Consider the following 19,773-nt stretch of genomic DNA (forward strand, 5'->3'; position numbering starts at 1 on the left):
AAATTTTAAAGTTGGGTAAATAAATAATCAAAATCGCCGGTGAGTTCAGCCTTTGCTATGACCTGCTCCCAGAATTCTTTTGCGGCATCGATCTGACTTTTTTCTGCATTTTCAAGAATCTGACGGATCTGTAACAGTTCAGTGAGGGTAATAAGCCCACTCTTGTATCTTGCTACATACATTTCGTACGCATCTGATGCGCCTTTCACAGAAGCACTTTCTTTCTTAAGTTGTTTTTGCTGTTCTACAATCCTGCTTTCAAGGGCTTTAATCTCAGTCTGCATTGATAGCTGATACTGGTTTTCGAGATAACCCAGACGTTCTGCTTCTTTTGACATCATATTGGCTTTTTGCCTGTTCGTATGAAGACTGCTGATATTCCACGTCAATCCAAGTCCAACAAGAGCATTGTTGGCAGAATTGGAGAAACCATCGGTAAATTTCCCTGAGACATTGCCATATGGATCGGATCCTGAACCTCTGTAAGCATAACCTCCCAAGATCTTAAGCGACGGAAGTGATGATCTTCTCTCTGTTTCCGCTTTGGTCTGGTAGTATTCGGACTCCTGATGGACGGACTTTAAAAAAGGATGTGATGGATTAACCTTCTCACTGTTAAAAGAATTTATTTCAGGGTCAAGAAAATGACTGACCTGGTAATCCTCTACTTTAAAATTATCAATGTAAAATTCCTTAAGTTTTTCTGTGGCTGCCTGCTGCTTTCCAAACCAATTATCTTGCATTGCCAATGCCTGAACGTACGATGAATAGGTAAGTACAGAATCTGCTTCCGGTTTGAGACCGGCACGCGAAAGGGCTTTGCTTGAACTGTGGATTTCTTCGAGCCTCGTCGAGTTTCTCTCTGCCCATCTGAGCTTGGCGCCATTAAAGACATAGTCAAGATAACGTTGTGATAGCAATTTTTTGAGCCTCAGCAAATAGGATTCTTTATCTGTCCTGAGCTTTTGTGTGAACTCATTTGCTGATCTTTCCTCGGATCTCTGACGCCCGAAGTTGTAGATCTCGTACTCCGCAATGGCTGAGCCGAAATTGTTTGAGGATAAAGAGGAGCCTGAATTCCTGTTTCCGGAAACATTAAAAAAACCGGACTGTGGGAAAAAACCACCACTGCTTCCCTCTAATGTTCCATAGGTATTTTGATATTGAAGCTTTACCTGTGGTAATGCCTTGGATTTTACTGTCTCTTCGTTATATTCTGAAGATTCTATTGCAGACTCGGCTGCACGGATCCCTGAATAGTTTTTTTGTGTTTCTGTCCATATTTTACCCAAAAGTGATTCTTGCTGGGCATAAAGGACAGACTGTTGAGTAATCAGCCCAAAAATAAGGACTGAAAGACTTTTTCTTATCATTGTATGAAAGATTAACAGTTACCGAAATGATTCCGATAAGGATTAATAAAAATTTAAAATCAATCGTTTGAGTCTCTACAAGAAGAGACCAATTAAATTTTAAATCAAATGATAAGTTTGCGGTATTGTATGAAGATGGGAACCGTATTTCCAATTTTGGAAGTACTGTAAAATGGATGTACTCTAAGATTTATAAACAGAAATGCCCCTGCAAATAGAATGAATGTAAATGCAGCAAGCTCCTGAAAATCCGCCACTGAAAAATGGGTATCATTTTTAGCGGTAATTTCTCTTTCCTTGCAAAAGTTGCAGACAGAGGCCGTGGTTGTGTTGGTAGTAAATTTCTCCTTTGGTGCGGAGGTATGACTTTTAGCGGAAGGCTGCAGACTGAGTAGGTTTTTGATACCGTATTTTACAGCGCAGGAAGAAATTAAAATACATATAATGAAAAACATTGAAATAACGCTTTTCATTATATGATTGGTATTTAATTTCTGATAAGTCATTCCTGCAAATATAAATTTTTAATTAGTAAGGTCAAAAACATTAACAGAATTTATATGAAATACATTATTGTGCAATCTTGTTTTTCACTTCCTGCTCTGTTGCAAAACCTAAATTATCCCAGACTAATTTATCGTTTTTATATAGCTTCAGGACCGGTAGTGCAGAAACATTCAGTTCTTTGCAGAGTTCTGTATTTGCATCTGCATCTATTCTTAAAATTTTCACCTTATCCGGCATTTCAGCAGCCATCTTTTTAAGGTAAGGCTCCATCTTTTTGCAGGGAGCGCACCACTCGGCATAAAAATCTACCAGAACGGGAGTATTGGTTTTCAACATTTCCTTATATTGGGCAAGACTAATTCCTGCAGCAGTTGATGCTTTGATCTCCGGAAGCTCAGCGTTCCTCCACTTCATCATCCCTCCCTGCATTTCATATACATTTTTAAAACCCATTTCCTGAAGTTTTGCAGCGGCGGCCGTACTTCTGGGTCCGCTCATACAATACACAAATACAGGTTTATCCTTATCGAGCGCTTTTGCTTTCTCTGTGAAGTCATCTGCATTCCAGTCGATGTTCATTGCACTTTTAAGATGACCGTTACGAAATTCTCCAGGTGTTCTTACATCAACCAATTGTGCATCTTTGGTCTGGTCCAATTTTTTAGAAAATTCTTTGGCAGGAAGACTGCTCTCGCTTTTGTTACTCTGAGCTTTTCCGCATCCTGTAATTGCGATGAGAAAAAATACAACTATTAGGTTTTTATACATTTTAAAGGTTTTGCTTGATTAATCTTTCCAGTTCATCCGCCTGAAAAACACCGGATTGTTTCCATTTTACTTCTCCATTTTTGAAGATCATCAAAGTAGGAACACTTCGGATTCCGAACTGCGCTGCTACTGCCTGATTTTTATCGATGTCAATTTTAACAATGCTTGCTGCATCACCAATATTCTTTTTGAGATCCTGAAGAATAGGCGCCTGCATTTTGCATGGACCGCACCATTCTGCGAAGAAATCTACCAATACGGGTTTCTCCTGACTGATTAGTTCCTGAAATTTATTCATTTTACTCAATTTTTATATAATTTCCTCGTAATGTACTTCATCATTGCTGTTTTTTAAATCACGAGTCGGCATCGAACAGTTTCCTGTTGTACAACAGCCTAGATTCAATAATGGCATTGCAACAAAAATTGCTCCAATAGCCGCCAGCAACCACATTCCTGATTGTATCGATTCCACCATAAGAAAAATTCCCATTGCCAAACGAAGCATTCGTACAAAGTTCCATTTTTTCAATAAATTATTCATACTTTCTCTATTTTTTTGTACCAAATAAACGCACAACCGATGCTTTTCCCTGATGATAAGGACCTTCATTCAGTACAGTTTCGGATATAAATGCTTCCTGAAAATCAAAATCGAAAAAATCAGTTTTCAAATCTTCTATATCATAAAGCATTTCCGAATCTTTCGGTCCTCCTGCTTTTGGATTTTCTTTCTGAAACACGGAATGGTCTTTACTAAATCCTTCCAGAATAATCTTTCCACCTTTCCTGACAAGCGAAGAAAATTGCCTGTGCAGATCACGTCTCATTTTTTCAGGAAAATGGGCAAATATCATTACCAATAGGTCAAAACTCCCGTTTTCATAGTTGATTTGATCCGCCGAAACCGAATTATAAGTAATGGTGACCGAATTTTTATCCGCAAGTCGCTCAGCTTTCTTTTTGCCTTCTTCACTCTGGTCGAAAGCATCGACTTCAAAACCTTTCGTCGCGGCAAAAACAGCATTTCTGCCTTCTCCTTCAGCGGGAAAAATTGCTTTCCCCAGTTTAAGTCCAGCCAATTTTTCTGCAAAATACACGTTGGGCTGATCGCCGTAAACGAAATCAGATTGCCTGTATCGTTCGTTCCAGAGGTCTTTCATTATTTTTCGATTAGTTTAATCATATTTTTTAGGCTTCCGCCATTAAAAATTTTAGCAAGTCCGTTTCGCTCTAAAGTACCTTTTGCTATTGCACTTCGGGTTCCACTTTTACAAAAAACAATGATATTTTCCTTGTTTTTGAATTCTGAGAGTTGGTCTTTAATCATTCTCAGAGGAATGTTCACAGCTCCTTCTGCACTTCCTGAAGCAAATTCTCCGGGAGTTCTCACATCAACTAAAAAAGCACCTTCATCCAAAGCTTTTATCACAGCAGAATTATCCTTTTTGCCAAATAACAATGATAGTAAATCCATTTTATTTCTTTACAGGGTTAGCTTTTTCTGTCCATTCCTTCATTCCGCCTGAAAAATTTTTCACATTCACAAATCCATTTTTTTTCAGCAGTGAATATGCAATGGTGGCTCTATCACCGCTTTGGCAATGAATGACCACCGGCTTACTACTGGATATCTCGTCAAGATTATCTTCCAATGTTCCTACAAAAACATTTTCGGCATTTTCGATATGTGCAGTTTCGTATTCCGTTTGATTTCTTACATCTACTACCTGAATGTCATCTCTGTTCAGATATGATCTAAATTCTTCAATTCCTACAACGTCAGCGGTTTGGAGATCTAAGCCTAAATTTTCAACTGTAACGATATATCCCAACATTTGATCCATCCCGATTCTCATTAATTTCCGTGTAAGATCGTCCATTTTTTCTTCCGGAGCGATCAGAATGAAAGGTTCCGAGTAATCTACGAGCCATCCCACCCAAGTGGAAAAAGAATTATTCCCCTGAATATTAATACTGCTTGGAATAAATCCGTCAGCAAAATCTTCTTTGTTTCTCGTATCAATTATTTTAACGCCATTATGGTAAGCCTCCAAAAACACACCTTTGGAAAGTTTCTTATGTTTGGGAACTTCCGTCAATAAAGGCCTTTCCACTTTATTAAGCTTCTTCATCATTGCGAAATATTTTGGAGGTTCCGGCTGCCCTTCCAGCAGATAGTCTACAAAACCGTCCTCATCTTCGTCGTACTGGAAAGCCCAATTGGTTATCTTTTCGTAACCTACCGTAGAACTTGGAACTGCTCCCAAAGATTTTCCGCAAGCGGAACCAGCACCGTGGCCTGGCCAGACCTGGATAAACTCCGGCAGTTTAGTGAAATCCCTGACAGAATGAAACATTTCTTTCGCACCATCTTCCTGATTACCGACAATTCCGGCAGCCTTCTCCAACAGATCAGGTCTTCCTATGTCGCCAACAAAGATAAAGTCGCCTGTAAAGATCATTACCGGTTCGTCAGTAGCAGGATGGTCAGTCAAAAGAAAACTAACACTTTCAGGTGTATGTCCTGGTGTATGAATTACTTTTAGGCTAAGATTTCCAACAGTAATAATATCTCCGTCGGTTACACCAATATGCGGAAACTCATATTGCCAGTCCTCACCACCTTCATCCGAAAGATACATTTTAGCTCCGGTAACTTCCGCAAGTTCTCTGGAACCTGACAAGAAATCGGCATGAATATGGGTTTCTGCAATATGTGTGATCTTCAGATTGTTTTCATTGGCAACCTGTAGATAGGTATCAATATCTCTTTTGGCGTCTATTACGATGGCTTCGCCTTTCGCCTGACAACCGATTAAATAACTGGCCTGCGCAAGGCTCTTATCGTAAATATGCTGAAAAAACATCCATTAATTTTTTAAAGGTTAAACTTTTAATTTTTATAGTACAAATTTCAGTGTTTGTAAATTGCCATACCGCTACTTTTGTTACATAAGTTAATTTTTTTTAATCTATCAGTCGTCACTCTACTAAGATAACTATAATTGTTTTCTGATAGATCGTTTCCTGATCGGTATCCTCTATATTAGTTTTTAATATACAAATTAGTGAACGAATGCTACCCCTATTACCTAATACGTCAGGATGTGACCTATTTGTCTGAAAATAATTTGATGATCTGATAATAAAGCAAGAAATACAGATCATCAACAGTGATAAACAAGACATATCCCTGAATAAAAAAAGAGACTGCATCCAAGCCGAACCAGTCTCAAAGAATTAGATTTTTACTGAAAAATATATTAGTGGGGTAATTTATCCCTCAAATATCCATAGACCCAGGTTCCTAAAATAGCACTGATTAAAGTAACGACAACTGCCAATGCTCCCGTTCCGATCTGTGCAAAAAGGGGTCCCGGGCAAGCCCCTGTAATCGCCCAGCCAAAACCGAAAATCAATCCGCCATAGATCTGCCCTTTGTTAAATTTCTTCGGTGCAATTGAAATCTTTTCCCCATAAATTGTTTCGATGTTGAATTTCTTAATAATAAACACTGAAATCATTCCTGTAAGAACTGCACTACCGATTACGCCGTACATAAAAAACGACTGCAAACGGAACATCTCCTGAATCCTGAACCAGCTGATGATCTCTGCTTTTACAAAAACAATTCCGAATGCTACTCCCACAAAAAGGTACTTCAGATTGTAATACCATTTTTGAGTCAAATAGCTTTGTGTTGCGCCAACGCTGTCCTGTGGACTTAAATCTTTTTCTTTTGTCATCTTATTTCAAATTAAAGTGAAAGAATAATCGGCAAAATCACATTCGCCATTAAAAAACCTCCTGCCATAAAACAAATGGTTGCAATGAGTGATGGCAACTGTAAATTTGACAATCCCATAATAGCATGTCCACTGGTGCAACCACCCGCATAGCGTGTTCCGAAACCTACCAGAAATCCACCGACAACCATTGTGATGAAACCTTTTAAAGTTAACAGACTGGCAAAATTCATTAACTGAACTGGAACGAGATTGCTGTAATCGGTAATTCCGTACGTTGCTAACTCAGCTTTTAAGTTGGGATTGACAGAGATTTCTCCCGGATTCATCAGCCACTGGGAAGCAATGATTCCACCTAGTACAATTCCGAAGACGAAAAACAAATTCCAGAGTTCTTTTTTCCAGTCGTATTTGAAAAAATTAATGTTGGCAGGAATACACGCTGCGCAAATATGCCTTAAAGAGGAACTGATTCCAAAAGATTTGTTGCCCACTATCAGCAAAGCCGGAACTGTAAGCCCTATTAACGGACCCGCTATATACCACGGCCAGGGTTGTTTTATAACTTCTATCATTGTACTTAATTAATTTATTTCAAAATTATATCTTTAGGATTACTATTACGGTTACTTTTGTTACAGAAGAGTTATTATTTCTTTTTCGCTCTATTGCAAAAAATAACGAAGATGGATGTATTAATTCTTTGCCAAAATTATACTGCAAAAGTCGCTTAACAGTTACAAGAAAATTTCTCTTACGATGATGAAAATTCCCATTGTTAGAATGAACCAGCCGAAAGCAGGTTTGAGTTTTCCACCGTCTATTTTTTTTGACAATTGTGCCCCTATGATAATCCCTAATATAGAGATGGATGAGACCGTTGCAAGTAGTTTCCAGTTGATGGGAACATTATGCATTGAAGTAAAAAATCCAATAAGGGAATTGAGGGAAATGATGACGAGCGAGGTACCGATGGCCACCTTCATTGGGGTTTTTAGGAGATTGACGAGTGCTGGAATAATCATAAAGCCCCCACCCGCACCGACCAAACCAGTCAACACCCCAACTGCAGAACCTTCTCCCAATACTAAAAGAGTGCTGTTTTTATCGGAATGAATGGTTTGTATTTGCAGTGCTTCGCTTTTATAAATCATTTTATAGGAAGCGAGGATCATTAATACTGCAAAAATCAGAAGTAATAAGATATCTTTGGTCACCACCAAAGTACTGATTGTAAAAACCTCATCGGGAATCAGTGGCAAAATAAGATTTCTGGTCAAAAAAATAGAAATTATTGACGGAATGCCAAAAACCAAAGCGGTTTTCATATTGACCAGCCCTTTTTTAAAATAGGAAACTGAACCTACCACACTGCTGATTCCAACTATGAAAAGTGAATATTCTGTGGCTACGAAGGCATCTATACCAAAGAGATATACTAAGACAGGCACAGTAAGAATACTTCCCCCTCCTCCTATCAGCCCTAAGGAAATACCAATAAATATTGCGGCAATGTATCCGAAAATTTCCATCTCTTTACTTTTATATGACAAAAATGGATATTTCGTGTTTACTGCACCGCTACTTTTGTTACATAAGAAAATTTTAATTCAGATCTGAAACAATAATTTTGTTTCTTCCCAATTTCACTTTTCCAGAATCTTCCAATTGCTTTAGAAGTCGGGAAACAACAACTCTTGCTGTTCCAAGTTCATTCGCAAGTTGCTCGTGAGTAACGACTATAGTATTTGAATTTGCTATTTCTGCTTTTTTAGTAAGAAGATTTAGTAGTCGCTCATCTACCTTTTTAAAAGCTATAGCATTAATAATATCCAGTAATTCTTCAAAGCGTTTGTGATATAGTCTGAAAATATAGTCCAGCCATTCCGGATATTCTTTGATAAAGAGCGACACCTTTTCTACAGGTAAGAAAAGTATTTCGGAATCTTCTTCAACTTCTGCCTTTACAATACTCTTTTCATTATGCATTCCACCAAGAAAAGACATAATGCAGCTTTCACCTGCTTTAATATAGTATAATAATATTTCTCTTCCATCTTCTTCCGTTCGTATTACTTTCAACAATCCCTTCATTACAATTGGTATAGAGCGGATCGAAGCATTTTCATCTAGAATGATTTCACCTTCCCGGTAGGTTTTTAGATTACCATTTTGGTAAAGCTTATCAAGTAATTCCTGTGAAGAAATGACATCGGAAGAAAATGCAGTATGTTCCATTGCAAAAATATTTCATCTAATATAATGTAATTCTTCTGAATGTAAACCGTCAATATGTAACCTAGAACATTTTATCTTGTTGCAAATTGCTAATCGATAAAAAATCTATTTCAAACTTAATTTGTAAATTTGGTATTGTTAGCTATTGTGGGCAAGATAAATTTTAATAAGATATGAATAAAGATAAACCTAATCATACCAGTGAACATTTGGCAAATGAAAGAACATTTCTTGCGTGGATGCGAACATCGATAGCATTGATGGGTTTCGGATTCGTATTAGTTAAATTTTCCTTATTTCTTAAGCAGATATCTTTAGTTGCAGAAGCTAAAAACATAGTTCACTTTCAAAATGGACATTCCAGTCTTGTAGGGATTATAATTGTAATTGTTGGAGCTATAGTTTTATTATTTTCATATATTAACTACTACAATAACAAAAAACGTATTAATAATAATACATTTTACGAGAACAACATTTTCTTGCTCATAGTCACCATTGTTTTATTTTTGCTGAGCATTTTTTTAATACATTATCTATTAAATAACATATAAATGATACTCACAGATTTCAATTAATTAGCTATTATAAATCAATAAAAATCGAAAGAGTGCTTCGTATAGATGATGGGAAAACGCAGTCCGATTTCCTTGAAATTAAGTTTGTTCCCAAAGTTCAGTAGATAATCTTTATTATTACAATTATCAAAAATCCTTCAGCAAAACCGAGCTACCTAAAAAATTACAACAGTTTCCTTGTTAGTAAATTTTTGTTTCAATTCCATCATATCCTTACTGACTTTTTTATCAAGTATTTTCGCATAATGCTGTGTTGTCTTAATGCTCTTGTGACCTAGCATTTTACTAACACTTTCAATGGAAACCCCATTAGACAAAGTGATTGTAGTTGCAAAGGTATGTCGTGCAATATGATAGGTCAATTCTTTGTTAATTCCGCACAAGTCAGCAATCTCTTTAAGATATGCATTCATTTTTTGATTACTAAGAATGGGCAGCAACTTTCCATTATTAAGACATACTGGATGATTTTTGTATTTTTCAATAATTTTCTCTGTTTGAGAAAGCAAGGGAATATTAGAAGTAGTTTTAGTTTTCTGACGTTTTGTATAAATCCATTGAGAGCCATCAAGTCCCAAATTGATATTTTGATATGTTAGTTTTTGAGTATCAATGTACGCTAGTCCGGTGAAACAGCTGAACAGAAAAATATCTCTTACCAAAGACAATCTTTCATTGTTAAAATCTTTGGCAAAAAGTACTTCTATCTCCTTTTCATTAAGGAACATTCTTGTCACTTCATTAAACTTAGAATGATAGTTCATAAAAGGATCTCTTTCCAGCCATCCATTTGCAAGACAGATACGAATAATCTTACCAAAATTCTTGATATATTTTACTGCAGAATTATTATTACAGGATTTTTCAGTCCTTAAAAAAAATTCAAAATCGTTTAGAAAAGCATAATCGATCTTTTTTATTTCAATGTCGGTAATACTGTATTTCCATTTCAAAAAATCTTTGGTATGTTTCAGACAGGTCTTATAACGGGTTAATGTTCCTTGGGCAAATTCTTTGTCTATAAGTTTCTCCATTCGATCATTATGATCCTGAAAAACGGGAATGAGTGTTCGGGTTATTCTACCTCTACCTACTAACTTATTCTTAAGAGCCTCAGAAGTTACTGTTTCGTTATCTCTGATTAATTCGTGATAGGTGTCGTAAACTTTCTGCTCAAATGTTTTCAAATAATAATTAAGGGATCTGCAATCTTCTGAAGAACCACTAACCTTCTGCATTGCAGAATTCCATTTCGTAGGCTTTACTGTACGCTTTGTGCTTACCTCGGTTATTTTGCCGTCGATGGTAATCCGCAAATAAATAGGAGACTCTCCTACAGAATTGATTTTAGCTTTTTTTACATAGAAAAGTAAATTGAATGTCTTGTTCATATTGTTTAGCGTTTAAGATTTAAAATTAACCTTAGCAAAAACTTATCACAAGATATTCAGTTGCTGAACTAGCTGCTGAACAGGGTTTGTCTGAATTTCCAGTGACCTTTTTTAACCTGTTTCAACAGGTCACTGAATAGGTCACTTTCAGATTGTGATTTTTTAGTTCTCTTTGAACATACATAAAACAAAAAAAGCTTTAAAACGTATGTTTTAAAGCTTTTTGTACTACTTTGATATTGTAGTTGCGATCCGGACGGGACTCGAACCCGCGACCTCCGCCGTGACAGGGCGGCATTCTAACCAGCTGAACTACCGGATCATTTTGGTACTGCAAAAATACACTTTTTAACTTATTTTACAAACATCAGATCAAAAAAATGCTTCCCGAATCCGGAAAGCATTCATTATCAAATTAATTATTTTTATAAGTGTGCACTTAATTTTTCTGCAATAACTTCTTTTGGGGCTACTCCTACCAATTTATCTACCACTTCTCCGTTTTTAAAAATCAATACTGTAGGAATATTTCTGATTCCGTACTGCATAGAAATTTCCTGATTGTTGTCTACATCTACTTTTCCTACTACAGCTTTTCCTTCAAAATCGCTGGCTACTTCTTCAATGATTGGTCCTAATGTTCTGCATGGTCCGCACCATACTGCCCAAAAATCTACCAATACCGGTTTATCTGATTTTAAAACTGTTTCCTGAAACGAGCTATCTGTAATTTCTAAAGCCATGTTTTTATTTTTTATTATTAATATTCTAATTTATAGATACAAATTTACAACTATTGAGCCATAAGACTATCTATGCTCAACATTTGTATTTTCTATAACAAAATCTTTTGAAATCTCTTTCAAAGCCTGTACAAGTGCATCAATATCACTTTTTGTAGTTAAGTGACTGAAAGAAACACGCAGCGGTGTACAATGATCCATTTCGTCCTCAGACAACACCATCATCATGACCATAGATGGCTTAGAAGCTCCCGAAGAACAGGCACTCCCCTGCGAAACTGCGATACCCTTCATATCTAACTGCAATCCGATAAGCGGATTTTTGTACGGAAGTAAAATGCTTATTACTGTATATAAGCTCTTCTCAGCTTCTGCACTTCTACCATTAAATTTTATTCCGTGAATTTCATCAGAAAGTTTTTCTACAGCATATTTTTTAATGCTTTGCATATGATCAGCATAATCTTCCATATTTTGGATGGAAAGTTCCAATGCTTTTCCTAAACCTGCAATTCCTGCAACATTTTCCGTTCCTGCTCTCAGGCTTCTTTCCTGTGGCCCTCCTGTAATAATGCCTTTCAAACCTGTTGCTTTACGAACAAAAGCAAATCCGATCCCTTTCGGACCATGGAATTTATGTGCACTGGATGAAGCAAAATCTACAGGAATATCAGAAAAATCAAGGTGCATGTGAGCCATTGTCTGCACAGTATCTGAATGAAACAATGCATTATTTTCTTTGCAAATTTGTGCAGCCTTTTTCAAATCAATAAGGTTTCCTATTTCATTATTGGCGTGCATTAAACTTACCAGTGTTTTTTTATCTGAAGATTTTAGAAGTTCTTCTAATTTTGCCAGATTAATATCTCCTTTTTCATTGGGACGAATATAGTTTACCTCTACTCCTTTTCTGCTTTTCATATCCAGAATACTTTCGGAAACACATTTATGTTCCATCGGAGAACTTATAATTCTTTCTACGCCGAGATGCTCTACACAAGATTTAATAATCATATTATTGGACTCTGTTCCGCATGAAGTAAAAATAATTTCAGCAGGACTTACATGAAGATAATCTGCGACCTGTCTTCTCACATTTTCTATCAGGATTTTTGCTTCCTGACCAAAACTGTGGGTAGATGACGGGTTTCCGAAATTGATTTTCATGGTATCAATCATTGCATCAATTACCTCATCAGAAAGAGGTGTTGTTGCAGCGTTATCCAAATATATTTTATTCATTTTTACTTTGAAGATTTTAGTTGTACAGAAGTGAATTGGTAACTCTCCGGAACCGAAAACACAAACCAAGGATTTGACATTACCTGAATTGCCATTCCACCAGATTCATATTCGGGTATTTCTATAAAAAGGGTATTATTTTTTACTGAAATATTTTTAATTTCATTGACTTGGTGATCTCCGGAACTGAAAGTTCCCATATAATAAACCACTACTTTCTTATCTTTCGGGAAAGCGGGTGTTTCTATTATAGGACTTTGTCTGGATGCAGTATATCTGTCTTTGATTTCGTCTGCCAATTCCTGTCGGTTATTTAAAATTCTGAATCCTTGTTTTTCTGTTCCGCCCTGAGTTTCAGAAACAAGAATTTCTGCCTGATTTTGCATACTCGAAGTTTTTTGTGCTGTAGTTCCTGTACAACTCAGTATTGTTGCAAAAAACAAAATTAGCAATTTGTTCATTTTATTTTTATTGATTCTTCAAAATTAATGAAAAAATCGGTAATGACCTTCATCTGCCCATTTTAACATTGCCTTATCCCCGGAAGTATCACCGAAAGCAATGATTTTATCATACTTATGTCCGGAAATTTCTTTTTTTATTCTTTCCAGCTTTTCATTTCCGTTACAATTAATGCCAATAAAATTTCCTGTAAAAATACCATTTCTGAACTCTGCCTGAGTAGAAACCAGCTGCATCTTCAGTTTTTCTGCAAAAGGCTTAGCCCAAATATCAAGAGATGCAGTTACCATAAGACTGTGAGTATTTTCTCTGTCTATATTGTTAATAAAATCTAAAGCGTTTTCTCTGATGATTTTAGGATAATTTTCCTCAAAAAATTTTTCAGCTTTCTCTTCTATTTTTGACTGAAGCTGACCTCTCAGAACAGAACCAATGAAACTTTTTTTCACTTTTTCAGTATCTGCCAGTTTCAATTTTAAAAGAACAAACAGCGGAATATGCCTGATAAAATGCATTCTGAATTTCACCGGATTATAATATCGGAGAAACAAGAACATTGTGTCTTTATAGGTAATTGTTCCGTCAAAATCAAAACAATACAGTTTTTTCATTACTTAAAGCTTTAATTTTTTAAAAATGAACTCTGGAATATTGCGGATAATCATCATGATAATTCCCCACACCGGCAAAACATACACAACGTCTTTCTGCTTTTTGTATGCTTTAAAAATGAATTCTGCCGCCTGCTTGGGAGTTGCTGTCAATTTTGGATTAAGTGGCAGACCTTCTGTCATTTTTGTAGCCATGAAGCCTGGTTTTACTGTCATTACATGGACTTTCTTTTCAAAAAGAAAATTTCTCAGTCCGCTCAAATAAGCTGTGAATGCCGCTTTTGCACTTCCGTAAATAAAATTACTCTGCCTTCCTCTTTCACCTGCAACAGAAGAAAGCCCGATGATGGTTCCTGATCTTCTGCTTTCAAACTTTTTGGCAAAATAATTAATCAGAGGAACAAGCTTGGAGTAATTAATTTCGATAATCCTTTCTGTATTTTTATTATCGTATAAACCCTCTTCCGTTCCTTCTCCTAAATACCCTGTTGCACAAAATAATACATTCGAATTGATGTGCTCAAACTCAGAATATTTTATTTCTTTTGTTAAATCTAATTCAATAACTTCTGATTGCTGTAAGAATTTCACATCAATATGTCTGGCAAATCTTTCTGCAGACTCCAGATTTGATGTGAAGAGATAAATTTTTTCAAACTTTTCCCCTTCCTGCAAAGCTTTTTCTACAAAAGCCTGGGCAACTTCGGATGTTGTACCGAGAACAATCATTTATTTATTATTTAAGATTCTTTTATGCTGCAGAGATACAAACTTTGAGCTTTCTACATTTCGCAGATAGTCCGTTAAAGAAGACTTGCTCATGCTGTCTTTGGCAAGATAAATTCTTCCGCCAAATTCTTCTACAATATGATCAAGCTCAGCCACAAGTTTTTTTAATTTATTATTAACCTTAAAATCTAATGCTAAAGTGTAACCCTCGAATGGAAATGAATTATATGCCATTGGATTGTTTTTACCAATAAATTTGAGAACTGCCAAAAAAGAGCCGTTCCCAGAATTAGCAATAGTTTCCAATATTCTTCTCATTCCTTCCTTTCCTTTTTCTTTAGGAATAACCATTTGGTATTGTATGAAGCCGGACTTACCATAAATTTTATTCCAGTCTTCTACAATATCAAGGGGATAAAAAAAGCTTTCGTAGGGTATTATATTCTTTACAATTTTATTTTTTTGCTTATTGTAAATTAAAAAATTGAAAATTTTTACCGTAAGATTGTTAAGTACAAAACCCGGAAAATAAAATGGCACGGCTGGTAATTTTTTTGTTTTCAAACGAAGCGGCTTTCCTTTAAATTTTTCCGGAAGCTCATTTTTCAAAGCAAATTCACCTCTTTGCAGTACACTTCTTCCAATGTTTTCACCTTTTTGAAGGCAGTCAATCCATGCTACATTATAGGTCCAGCTTTCGCATTCTTTAAACAATTCAAAAATCTCATCCAGATTTTTCGCTTTTATACTTTCCTGACGAATATACGCTGTTTCAATTTTTTTAAGCCTGAATTTTGCCGACAGAATAATTCCAGTAAGTCCCATTCCTCCAATTGTTGCCCAAAATTTCTCAGAATTTTCATCCCTTGAACACTTTAAAACATCTCCACTTTCATTCATCAGACTAAACTCTATAAGACATTCTGAAAAACAGTGAATCCCTTTTCCGTGCACGTCTGAAGCAATAGCCCCGCCAATTGTAATGAATTTGGTTCCGGGTGTCACCATTAAGAAATAACCTTGCGGAACAGAAATTTCCAAAACATCTGACAAAAGAACCCCAGATTCACATTCAATAATTCCGTTTAACCTATCAAAGCTGATAAACTTATTGAGCTTTTTGGTTGAGAAAATATTTTCACCCAAAGAAGCATCACCGTAACATCTTCCGTTGCCTCTTGCGATAACTTCATTGTGGTCTTGAATAAATTCTTTAATTTTTCTAAAGCTGTCTTCCGACTTCATTTGCTTTTCCACCACAGGAAAATTACCCCAGTTTGAAACTTTTTGTGTGAAATCCGGCTTCATTATTTAAAATAGATTAAAATTAAAAATGCAGCTACCCACAATATTAAAGTAACCTGTATGTAACGGTCTTTATAAACTATTTTGGTTGGCGATTCGGTACGATTGTACACTAAAGTCTGCTGTAGGTATCTCAAAAAAGCAAATACAACAAAAATAACCGTATAAAAAACCGCAGAATGCAGCCTTCCCTGAATTTCTGGTGATAAAGTAAACATCAGATAGCAGACAATTGCCAGAGCCACCGAAATTGAAAGCGTGATATCTGCAAACTGAACATTGTAACCATCTAAGGACTTTCTGGTTTTACCTGAAATCTGTGCATTAATCAGCTCTCCTCTTCTTTTGCCTATTGCTAATACCAATGCTAAAACAAATGTGAGCAATGTTGCCCATTGTGATATGAAAATTCCTGTAATATACCCTCCTGCCTGAACACGAAGGACAAAGCCTATGGCGATAATAAAAATATCTATAATAGGAACATGTTTCAGCTTGAAAGTATATGCCAGATTCATCACAAAATAAAAGATGATGATTAAAGCAAATCTCCACACCTCAATATGAAAGAAAAAGTGAGCAAATAATACTAAAAGAATATCTGTAATAATCAATCCGGTAAGAATGGCTATTGCTTTCTGTTTGGAAACAGCTCCGCTTGCCAACGGCCTTGTTCTCTTTTCCGGATGTTTTTGATCTGCTTCAATATCATTATAATCGTTCAGAATATAAACAACTCCGGCAGCTAAAGAAAATATGACAAAAGCAAAAATACTTTTGGACAGTAAATCTATATTATTAATATTCCCGGAAAAGAATAATGGTACAAAGACAAACAGGTTTTTCACGCATTGTTCTACACGAAGCAGCTTTAGATATTTCTTCATTTATGTAGTTTCAGGTGCAAAAATACAGATTTATAAAATATTCACGTATAAAAATACAAAAAAAACCGCCATGGCGGTTTTTTGAAATAATATTTATTTATTAAATGTATTACTGACCGTTTTGAGCGTCATTAATCATTTTTTCATTTGCAGTAATAGCAAACTCAACTCTTCTGTTTTTTGCTCTTCCTTCATCAGTATCATTTGATGCGATTGGCATTGCCTCACCCTCTCCTAAAGCAAACATTCTGCTTGCCGCAATACCTTTTGATACTAAATATGATTTTACAGCATTGGCTCTTCTTTCAGAAAGCTTTTGGTTGTAATCATCAGAACCTTTACTGTCCGTATGACCATAAATATTGATATTCGTATCCGGATTATTAACTAATACCTCTGATAATTTATCAAGATTAGTCTTTGCCAAAGCAGTAAGATTGGAAGAATCGAATGCAAAAGTAACAATACTTTCATTTAAAGTAATTTTGATACCGTCACCTACTCTTTCAACTTCCGCACCAGGAAGAGTGTCTTTAATCTCTTTTGCCTGCTTATCCATTTTACTGCCAATAACATTACCTGCAACACCACCAATAACTCCTCCTAAAACTGCACCTAAAGCCGCATTTTTCCCTTTTCCTACATTATTTCCTAAAATCCCGCCAATTACTGCACCAGAAGCCACACCTACTGCGGTACCTCTCTGCTGATGATTGGAGTTTTTTACTGTTTCACAGCTTGTTAAAATTAAAGCTGAAGATAAAAATAATGCGCTAATATATGTTTTATTAAATTTCATTGTAAATATTTTTAAAAATTATCTGGTAAAATCCATACCTGTTCTCTGAAAATTGTACACGACCTTAATTGTGTTGCCCTCAAATGGAACATTCTGTTCTAAAGAAAACTCATCTGTACCTCTATCAATTAGATTTAATGTATATCCTGCCGTGTTCTGTTTAGCTTTTGTTCCCTCTGCAATTTTTTTAAAACTAAATACATTGGATTTGATATCAACCTTAATCGGCTGGATAAGTTTTGGACAAGATCCGCCACCGTTCAATGTGTACGATCCTGAATAATTATTAGGAATAAATCTCCAGTGACTGCCAATAAAGCATTGAGCATCGGCTCCTTCGTCAAAAGGCTTTATTTTATAAGACTTATCGTAGTCTATACTAACGATTTGCCAATCACCTTTCATTTTCAGAAATTCAGCTCTTTGGTTCTGTGCCTCACCTGCCTTTTTAACTCCGGAACAAGACACTGCAAAAAGTGAAGTTCCCACTATGCCTGCAAGTAATAGTTTTTTCATAGTTTAATGTTTATTATTAATGTTAAAGTAAATCAAAAGCATTTATTACAATAGATTCACTTTCCGTTTATTTATTTTAACATTTAAAGATACTACAAAAAACCGTGCCAATTTAATTCATGAACAAAAAAATAAAGCCTGTAAAAACAGGCTTAAATAAATTATTCTTTTAAAACTAACTGATAACTATCTCTTTACAGATTTTCTTGAAGTTTTTTTCTTATTGCCAGTTTTTGAGTTCTGAGATGAAGCTTTTCCATCATAGAAATTGCTATAAGCATATTCTGCTGCTTTCTTAACATCAATTACGCCACCTGCCTGAGATTTTTCTCCAAATTCATTTTCTTTACTGATGTTGCTTGTTTTCACTAAAGCTTCTATGATCTGATGAGGTTTCAGATTGGGCATATAAGCCAGCAGAACTGCCGCTGCTCCAGCTGCAACAGGTGATGCCATTGAAGTTCCCTGCTGATAACTGTAATCATTTTTAGGAACCGTAGAATAAATTTCTTCACCAGGAGCAAAGACATTTACCATTTTTTTGTTATAGTTAGAAAACCCTGCTCTCAGATCCTCGTTTCTATTCGTACTGGCTCCTACAACCATTACATTATTTACAAAAGGAGCTGCATCACTAACGTTTTTAAAGTTAGTAGGATAAGCCAGATGTTCTGCAACATCCTCATTCTCGTTACCTGCCGCTTTTACCAATAAAACACCTTTATTTTCTGCATATTTGAAAGCATCCCAAACCACATTCTTCCCTGGAGAAACAGGTTTACCGAAACTCATATTTAGAATTTTAGCTCCATTATCCACAGCATACCGGATAGCATTGGCTACATCTTTATCTCTCTCATCGCCATTAGGAACTGTTCTTACCGTCATAATTTTTGCTACTCTGGAAGCTACTCCATACTGTACTTCTTTTCCCTGGGGCAATCCTGCAATAATCCCGGCTACGTGTGTTCCGTGTTCTGCATCAGGACCTTCGTAATGATTGTTCCCGTATGCTTTTTCAGAATAATCATCATAATTATCCCCTACAATTTCTTTACGCGGATCAAAACTTAAATCATATTGTTTTGCCATCGGACCAAAATGATCAAGCGCAGGTTTTATTTCTTTTGCAATCATATCACCTACTTCCTGCGGAGATTTACCCGTAAATTCAGGATTTCCTGCCAGACTTTTAAGAATTTCCAATGCAATTGCCTCTTCCTGTTTTTTCGGAGTAATTCCTTTAATGTTTTCTGTTGTCAAAGGCTTTCCATTTAAAAGTGATACTATCGTTGGAATCGACTGACTAATCATTTCGAATTGCTTGAACTGCTGTTTTCCTTCTACACTTTTCTTATTGAAAATTTCCTTAGATTTCATATACATTGCAAATTCCTCCGGCATTTTTGCCTGGTTTGCCTTATTTTTTGTAGAGTCATCTCCTTCAAAAACAGGTTTGTATTTTGCAACAACACGGGTAACTTCCATATTATCAACACCAATATCTCCATTTTTCCCTCCGATGAAATTCCATCCGTGGATGTCATCTATATATCCGTTTCCGTCATCGTCTTTTCCATTTCCTGGAATTTCGTTAGGATTTGTCCACATGTTTTTTACTAAGCCTGGATGATCAACCTGAACACCACTATCTAAAACACCTACAACAATAGTTTGAGGTTTTAAACCTTTTGATTCTAAAAACTTGTATGCATTTTCTGTATTTACTCCATACACATTTGACGTCGCAAAATCTTTGTGATACCACGTCATCAAATCTTTATCTTCTTTTTTATCAGAAATCTGCTGAGCAGATGAATAGGTAAAACCTACTAAAAAAACCGCTGCTAAAAATACCTTTTTCATATTTAGATT

The 19,773-nt window shown here is 35.9% G+C and carries 24 protein-coding genes and 1 tRNA gene; 1 reads left to right on the plus strand and 24 read right to left on the minus strand.

Annotated features, from left to right (window positions below; all coding sequences use genetic code 11):
* Positions 1 to 5: 5 nt before the first annotated feature.
* The 12 genes from FNE73_RS08100 to FNE73_RS08155 form a co-directional block, all read right to left on the minus strand.
* Positions 6 to 1,373 (minus strand): TolC family protein, encoded by a 1,368-nt coding sequence (locus FNE73_RS08100; RefSeq protein WP_072410522.1) that lies wholly within the window; start codon positions 1,371 to 1,373, stop codon positions 6 to 8.
* Between the two features lie 104 nt (positions 1,374 to 1,477).
* A complete protein-coding gene (locus FNE73_RS08105) occupies positions 1,478 to 1,828 on the minus strand; it encodes a hypothetical protein (RefSeq protein ID WP_185147317.1) in 351 nt (116 codons plus the stop codon).
* Positions 1,829 to 1,943: 115 nt separating this feature from the next.
* The gene (locus tag FNE73_RS08110; protein WP_072410519.1) at positions 1,944 to 2,648 is read right to left on the minus strand and encodes a thioredoxin domain-containing protein; all 705 of its coding nucleotides are present in this window, start codon (positions 2,646 to 2,648) and stop codon (positions 1,944 to 1,946) included.
* Position 2,649: 1 nt separating this feature from the next.
* Positions 2,650 to 2,946: a thioredoxin gene (gene trxA, locus FNE73_RS08115; protein WP_072410518.1), complete on the minus strand. Its 297-nt coding sequence runs from the start codon at positions 2,944 to 2,946 to the stop codon at positions 2,650 to 2,652.
* A gap of 12 nt (positions 2,947 to 2,958) precedes the next feature.
* Positions 2,959 to 3,192 (minus strand): hypothetical protein, encoded by a 234-nt coding sequence (locus FNE73_RS08120; protein ID WP_072410517.1) that lies wholly within the window; start codon positions 3,190 to 3,192, stop codon positions 2,959 to 2,961.
* Between the two features lie 7 nt (positions 3,193 to 3,199).
* Positions 3,200 to 3,811, minus strand: a complete 612-nt coding sequence (locus FNE73_RS08125) for a class I SAM-dependent methyltransferase (RefSeq protein ID WP_072410516.1) — start codon at positions 3,809 to 3,811, stop codon at positions 3,200 to 3,202.
* Entirely contained in the window at positions 3,811 to 4,125 is a 315-nt protein-coding gene (locus tag FNE73_RS08130) for a rhodanese-like domain-containing protein (RefSeq protein WP_072410515.1), read from the minus strand. The genes FNE73_RS08125 and FNE73_RS08130 overlap by 1 nt, the downstream gene beginning before the upstream one ends.
* Position 4,126: 1 nt before the next feature.
* Positions 4,127 to 5,518: an MBL fold metallo-hydrolase gene (locus tag FNE73_RS08135; protein WP_072410514.1), complete on the minus strand. Its 1,392-nt coding sequence runs from the start codon at positions 5,516 to 5,518 to the stop codon at positions 4,127 to 4,129.
* 396 nt (positions 5,519 to 5,914) lie between these two features.
* Positions 5,915 to 6,397: a DUF6691 family protein gene (locus FNE73_RS08140; protein WP_072410513.1), complete on the minus strand. Its 483-nt coding sequence runs from the start codon at positions 6,395 to 6,397 to the stop codon at positions 5,915 to 5,917.
* Between the two features lie 11 nt (positions 6,398 to 6,408).
* Positions 6,409 to 6,972, minus strand: a complete 564-nt coding sequence (locus FNE73_RS08145; RefSeq protein ID WP_072410512.1) for a YeeE/YedE family protein — start codon at positions 6,970 to 6,972, stop codon at positions 6,409 to 6,411.
* Between the two features lie 162 nt (positions 6,973 to 7,134).
* Complete coding sequence (locus FNE73_RS08150; RefSeq protein ID WP_072410511.1) at positions 7,135 to 7,929, minus strand: sulfite exporter TauE/SafE family protein; 795 nt, start codon at positions 7,927 to 7,929, stop codon at positions 7,135 to 7,137.
* A gap of 73 nt (positions 7,930 to 8,002) precedes the next feature.
* Positions 8,003 to 8,635: a Crp/Fnr family transcriptional regulator gene (locus tag FNE73_RS08155; protein WP_072410510.1), complete on the minus strand. Its 633-nt coding sequence runs from the start codon at positions 8,633 to 8,635 to the stop codon at positions 8,003 to 8,005.
* Positions 8,636 to 8,808: 173 nt separating this feature from the next.
* On the opposite strand from FNE73_RS08155, the gene FNE73_RS17025 reads away from it, so the two are divergent.
* Positions 8,809 to 9,189 (plus strand): YidH family protein, encoded by a 381-nt coding sequence (locus FNE73_RS17025; RefSeq protein ID WP_072410509.1) that lies wholly within the window; start codon positions 8,809 to 8,811, stop codon positions 9,187 to 9,189.
* Between the two features lie 179 nt (positions 9,190 to 9,368).
* Here FNE73_RS17025 and FNE73_RS08165 read toward each other — a convergent pair whose 3' ends face one another.
* From FNE73_RS08165 to FNE73_RS08220, 12 genes are all read right to left on the minus strand, one after another.
* Positions 9,369 to 10,604, minus strand: a complete 1,236-nt coding sequence (locus tag FNE73_RS08165; RefSeq protein WP_072410508.1) for a site-specific integrase — start codon at positions 10,602 to 10,604, stop codon at positions 9,369 to 9,371.
* 248 nt (positions 10,605 to 10,852) lie between these two features.
* Positions 10,853 to 10,926: transfer RNA gene (locus tag FNE73_RS08170), tRNA-Asp, on the minus strand.
* Positions 10,927 to 11,029: 103 nt separating this feature from the next.
* Positions 11,030 to 11,347, minus strand: coding sequence for a thioredoxin (gene trxA, locus FNE73_RS08175; protein WP_040995543.1), 318 nt, complete (start codon positions 11,345 to 11,347; stop codon positions 11,030 to 11,032).
* Between the two features lie 66 nt (positions 11,348 to 11,413).
* Positions 11,414 to 12,589 carry a cysteine desulfurase family protein gene (locus FNE73_RS08180; RefSeq protein WP_143884145.1) on the minus strand — a complete coding sequence of 392 codons (1,176 nt, stop codon included), beginning with the start codon at positions 12,587 to 12,589 and terminating at the stop codon, positions 11,414 to 11,416.
* Positions 12,590 to 12,591: 2 nt separating this feature from the next.
* Positions 12,592 to 13,050, minus strand: coding sequence for a hypothetical protein (locus FNE73_RS08185; RefSeq protein WP_143884146.1), 459 nt, complete (start codon positions 13,048 to 13,050; stop codon positions 12,592 to 12,594).
* A 24-nt stretch (positions 13,051 to 13,074) separates the two neighbouring features.
* Positions 13,075 to 13,662 carry an HAD family hydrolase gene (locus tag FNE73_RS08190; protein ID WP_143884147.1) on the minus strand — a complete coding sequence of 196 codons (588 nt, stop codon included), beginning with the start codon at positions 13,660 to 13,662 and terminating at the stop codon, positions 13,075 to 13,077.
* Positions 13,663 to 13,665: 3 nt separating this feature from the next.
* Positions 13,666 to 14,391 (minus strand): SDR family NAD(P)-dependent oxidoreductase, encoded by a 726-nt coding sequence (locus tag FNE73_RS08195; protein ID WP_143884148.1) that lies wholly within the window; start codon positions 14,389 to 14,391, stop codon positions 13,666 to 13,668.
* Positions 14,392 to 15,699: an FAD-binding oxidoreductase gene (locus FNE73_RS08200; protein WP_143884149.1), complete on the minus strand. Its 1,308-nt coding sequence runs from the start codon at positions 15,697 to 15,699 to the stop codon at positions 14,392 to 14,394.
* Positions 15,699 to 16,583 (minus strand): UbiA prenyltransferase family protein, encoded by an 885-nt coding sequence (locus FNE73_RS08205; protein ID WP_143884150.1) that lies wholly within the window; start codon positions 16,581 to 16,583, stop codon positions 15,699 to 15,701. Before FNE73_RS08205 ends, FNE73_RS08200 begins: the two co-directional genes overlap by 1 nt.
* Before the next feature lie 109 nt (positions 16,584 to 16,692).
* Positions 16,693 to 17,382: an OmpA family protein gene (locus tag FNE73_RS08210; protein WP_143884151.1), complete on the minus strand. Its 690-nt coding sequence runs from the start codon at positions 17,380 to 17,382 to the stop codon at positions 16,693 to 16,695.
* 18 nt (positions 17,383 to 17,400) lie between these two features.
* A complete protein-coding gene (locus tag FNE73_RS08215) occupies positions 17,401 to 17,898 on the minus strand; it encodes a lipocalin family protein (RefSeq protein WP_143884152.1) in 498 nt (165 codons plus the stop codon).
* A 186-nt stretch (positions 17,899 to 18,084) separates the two neighbouring features.
* Entirely contained in the window at positions 18,085 to 19,764 is a 1,680-nt protein-coding gene (locus tag FNE73_RS08220) for a S8 family serine peptidase (protein ID WP_143884153.1), read from the minus strand.
* Positions 19,765 to 19,773: the final 9 nt, after the last annotated feature.

This window comes from Chryseobacterium binzhouense (genome assembly GCF_007474545.1).
GTDB classification, from domain to species: Bacteria; Bacteroidota; Bacteroidia; order Flavobacteriales; family Weeksellaceae; genus Chryseobacterium; species Chryseobacterium binzhouense.

Coding starts and splice junctions, on each gene's coding strand:
- FNE73_RS08100 (WP_072410522.1), bottom strand. CDS start 1,373: ATGATAAGAAAAAGTCTTTCAGTCCTTATTTTTGGGCTGATTACTCAA.
- FNE73_RS08105 (WP_185147317.1), bottom strand. CDS start 1,828: ATGTTTTTCATTATATGTATTTTAATTTCTTCCTGCGCTGTAAAATAC.
- FNE73_RS08110 (WP_072410519.1), bottom strand. CDS start 2,648: ATGTATAAAAACCTAATAGTTGTATTTTTTCTCATCGCAATTACAGGA.
- trxA (WP_072410518.1), bottom strand. CDS start 2,946: ATGAATAAATTTCAGGAACTAATCAGTCAGGAGAAACCCGTATTGGTA.
- FNE73_RS08120 (WP_072410517.1), bottom strand. CDS start 3,192: ATGAATAATTTATTGAAAAAATGGAACTTTGTACGAATGCTTCGTTTG.
- FNE73_RS08125 (WP_072410516.1), bottom strand. CDS start 3,811: ATGAAAGACCTCTGGAACGAACGATACAGGCAATCTGATTTCGTTTAC.
- FNE73_RS08130 (WP_072410515.1), bottom strand. CDS start 4,125: ATGGATTTACTATCATTGTTATTTGGCAAAAAGGATAATTCTGCTGTG.
- FNE73_RS08135 (WP_072410514.1), bottom strand. CDS start 5,518: ATGTTTTTTCAGCATATTTACGATAAGAGCCTTGCGCAGGCCAGTTAT.
- FNE73_RS08140 (WP_072410513.1), bottom strand. CDS start 6,397: ATGACAAAAGAAAAAGATTTAAGTCCACAGGACAGCGTTGGCGCAACA.
- FNE73_RS08145 (WP_072410512.1), bottom strand. CDS start 6,972: ATGATAGAAGTTATAAAACAACCCTGGCCGTGGTATATAGCGGGTCCG.
- FNE73_RS08150 (WP_072410511.1), bottom strand. CDS start 7,929: ATGGAAATTTTCGGATACATTGCCGCAATATTTATTGGTATTTCCTTA.
- FNE73_RS08155 (WP_072410510.1), bottom strand. CDS start 8,635: ATGGAACATACTGCATTTTCTTCCGATGTCATTTCTTCACAGGAATTA.
- FNE73_RS17025 (WP_072410509.1), top strand. CDS start 8,809: ATGAATAAAGATAAACCTAATCATACCAGTGAACATTTGGCAAATGAA.
- FNE73_RS08165 (WP_072410508.1), bottom strand. CDS start 10,604: ATGAACAAGACATTCAATTTACTTTTCTATGTAAAAAAAGCTAAAATC.
- trxA (WP_040995543.1), bottom strand. CDS start 11,347: ATGGCTTTAGAAATTACAGATAGCTCGTTTCAGGAAACAGTTTTAAAA.
- FNE73_RS08180 (WP_143884145.1), bottom strand. CDS start 12,589: ATGAATAAAATATATTTGGATAACGCTGCAACAACACCTCTTTCTGAT.
- FNE73_RS08185 (WP_143884146.1), bottom strand. CDS start 13,050: ATGAACAAATTGCTAATTTTGTTTTTTGCAACAATACTGAGTTGTACA.
- FNE73_RS08190 (WP_143884147.1), bottom strand. CDS start 13,662: ATGAAAAAACTGTATTGTTTTGATTTTGACGGAACAATTACCTATAAA.
- FNE73_RS08195 (WP_143884148.1), bottom strand. CDS start 14,391: ATGATTGTTCTCGGTACAACATCCGAAGTTGCCCAGGCTTTTGTAGAA.
- FNE73_RS08200 (WP_143884149.1), bottom strand. CDS start 15,699: ATGAAGCCGGATTTCACACAAAAAGTTTCAAACTGGGGTAATTTTCCT.
- FNE73_RS08205 (WP_143884150.1), bottom strand. CDS start 16,583: ATGAAGAAATATCTAAAGCTGCTTCGTGTAGAACAATGCGTGAAAAAC.
- FNE73_RS08210 (WP_143884151.1), bottom strand. CDS start 17,382: ATGAAATTTAATAAAACATATATTAGCGCATTATTTTTATCTTCAGCT.
- FNE73_RS08215 (WP_143884152.1), bottom strand. CDS start 17,898: ATGAAAAAACTATTACTTGCAGGCATAGTGGGAACTTCACTTTTTGCA.
- FNE73_RS08220 (WP_143884153.1), bottom strand. CDS start 19,764: ATGAAAAAGGTATTTTTAGCAGCGGTTTTTTTAGTAGGTTTTACCTAT.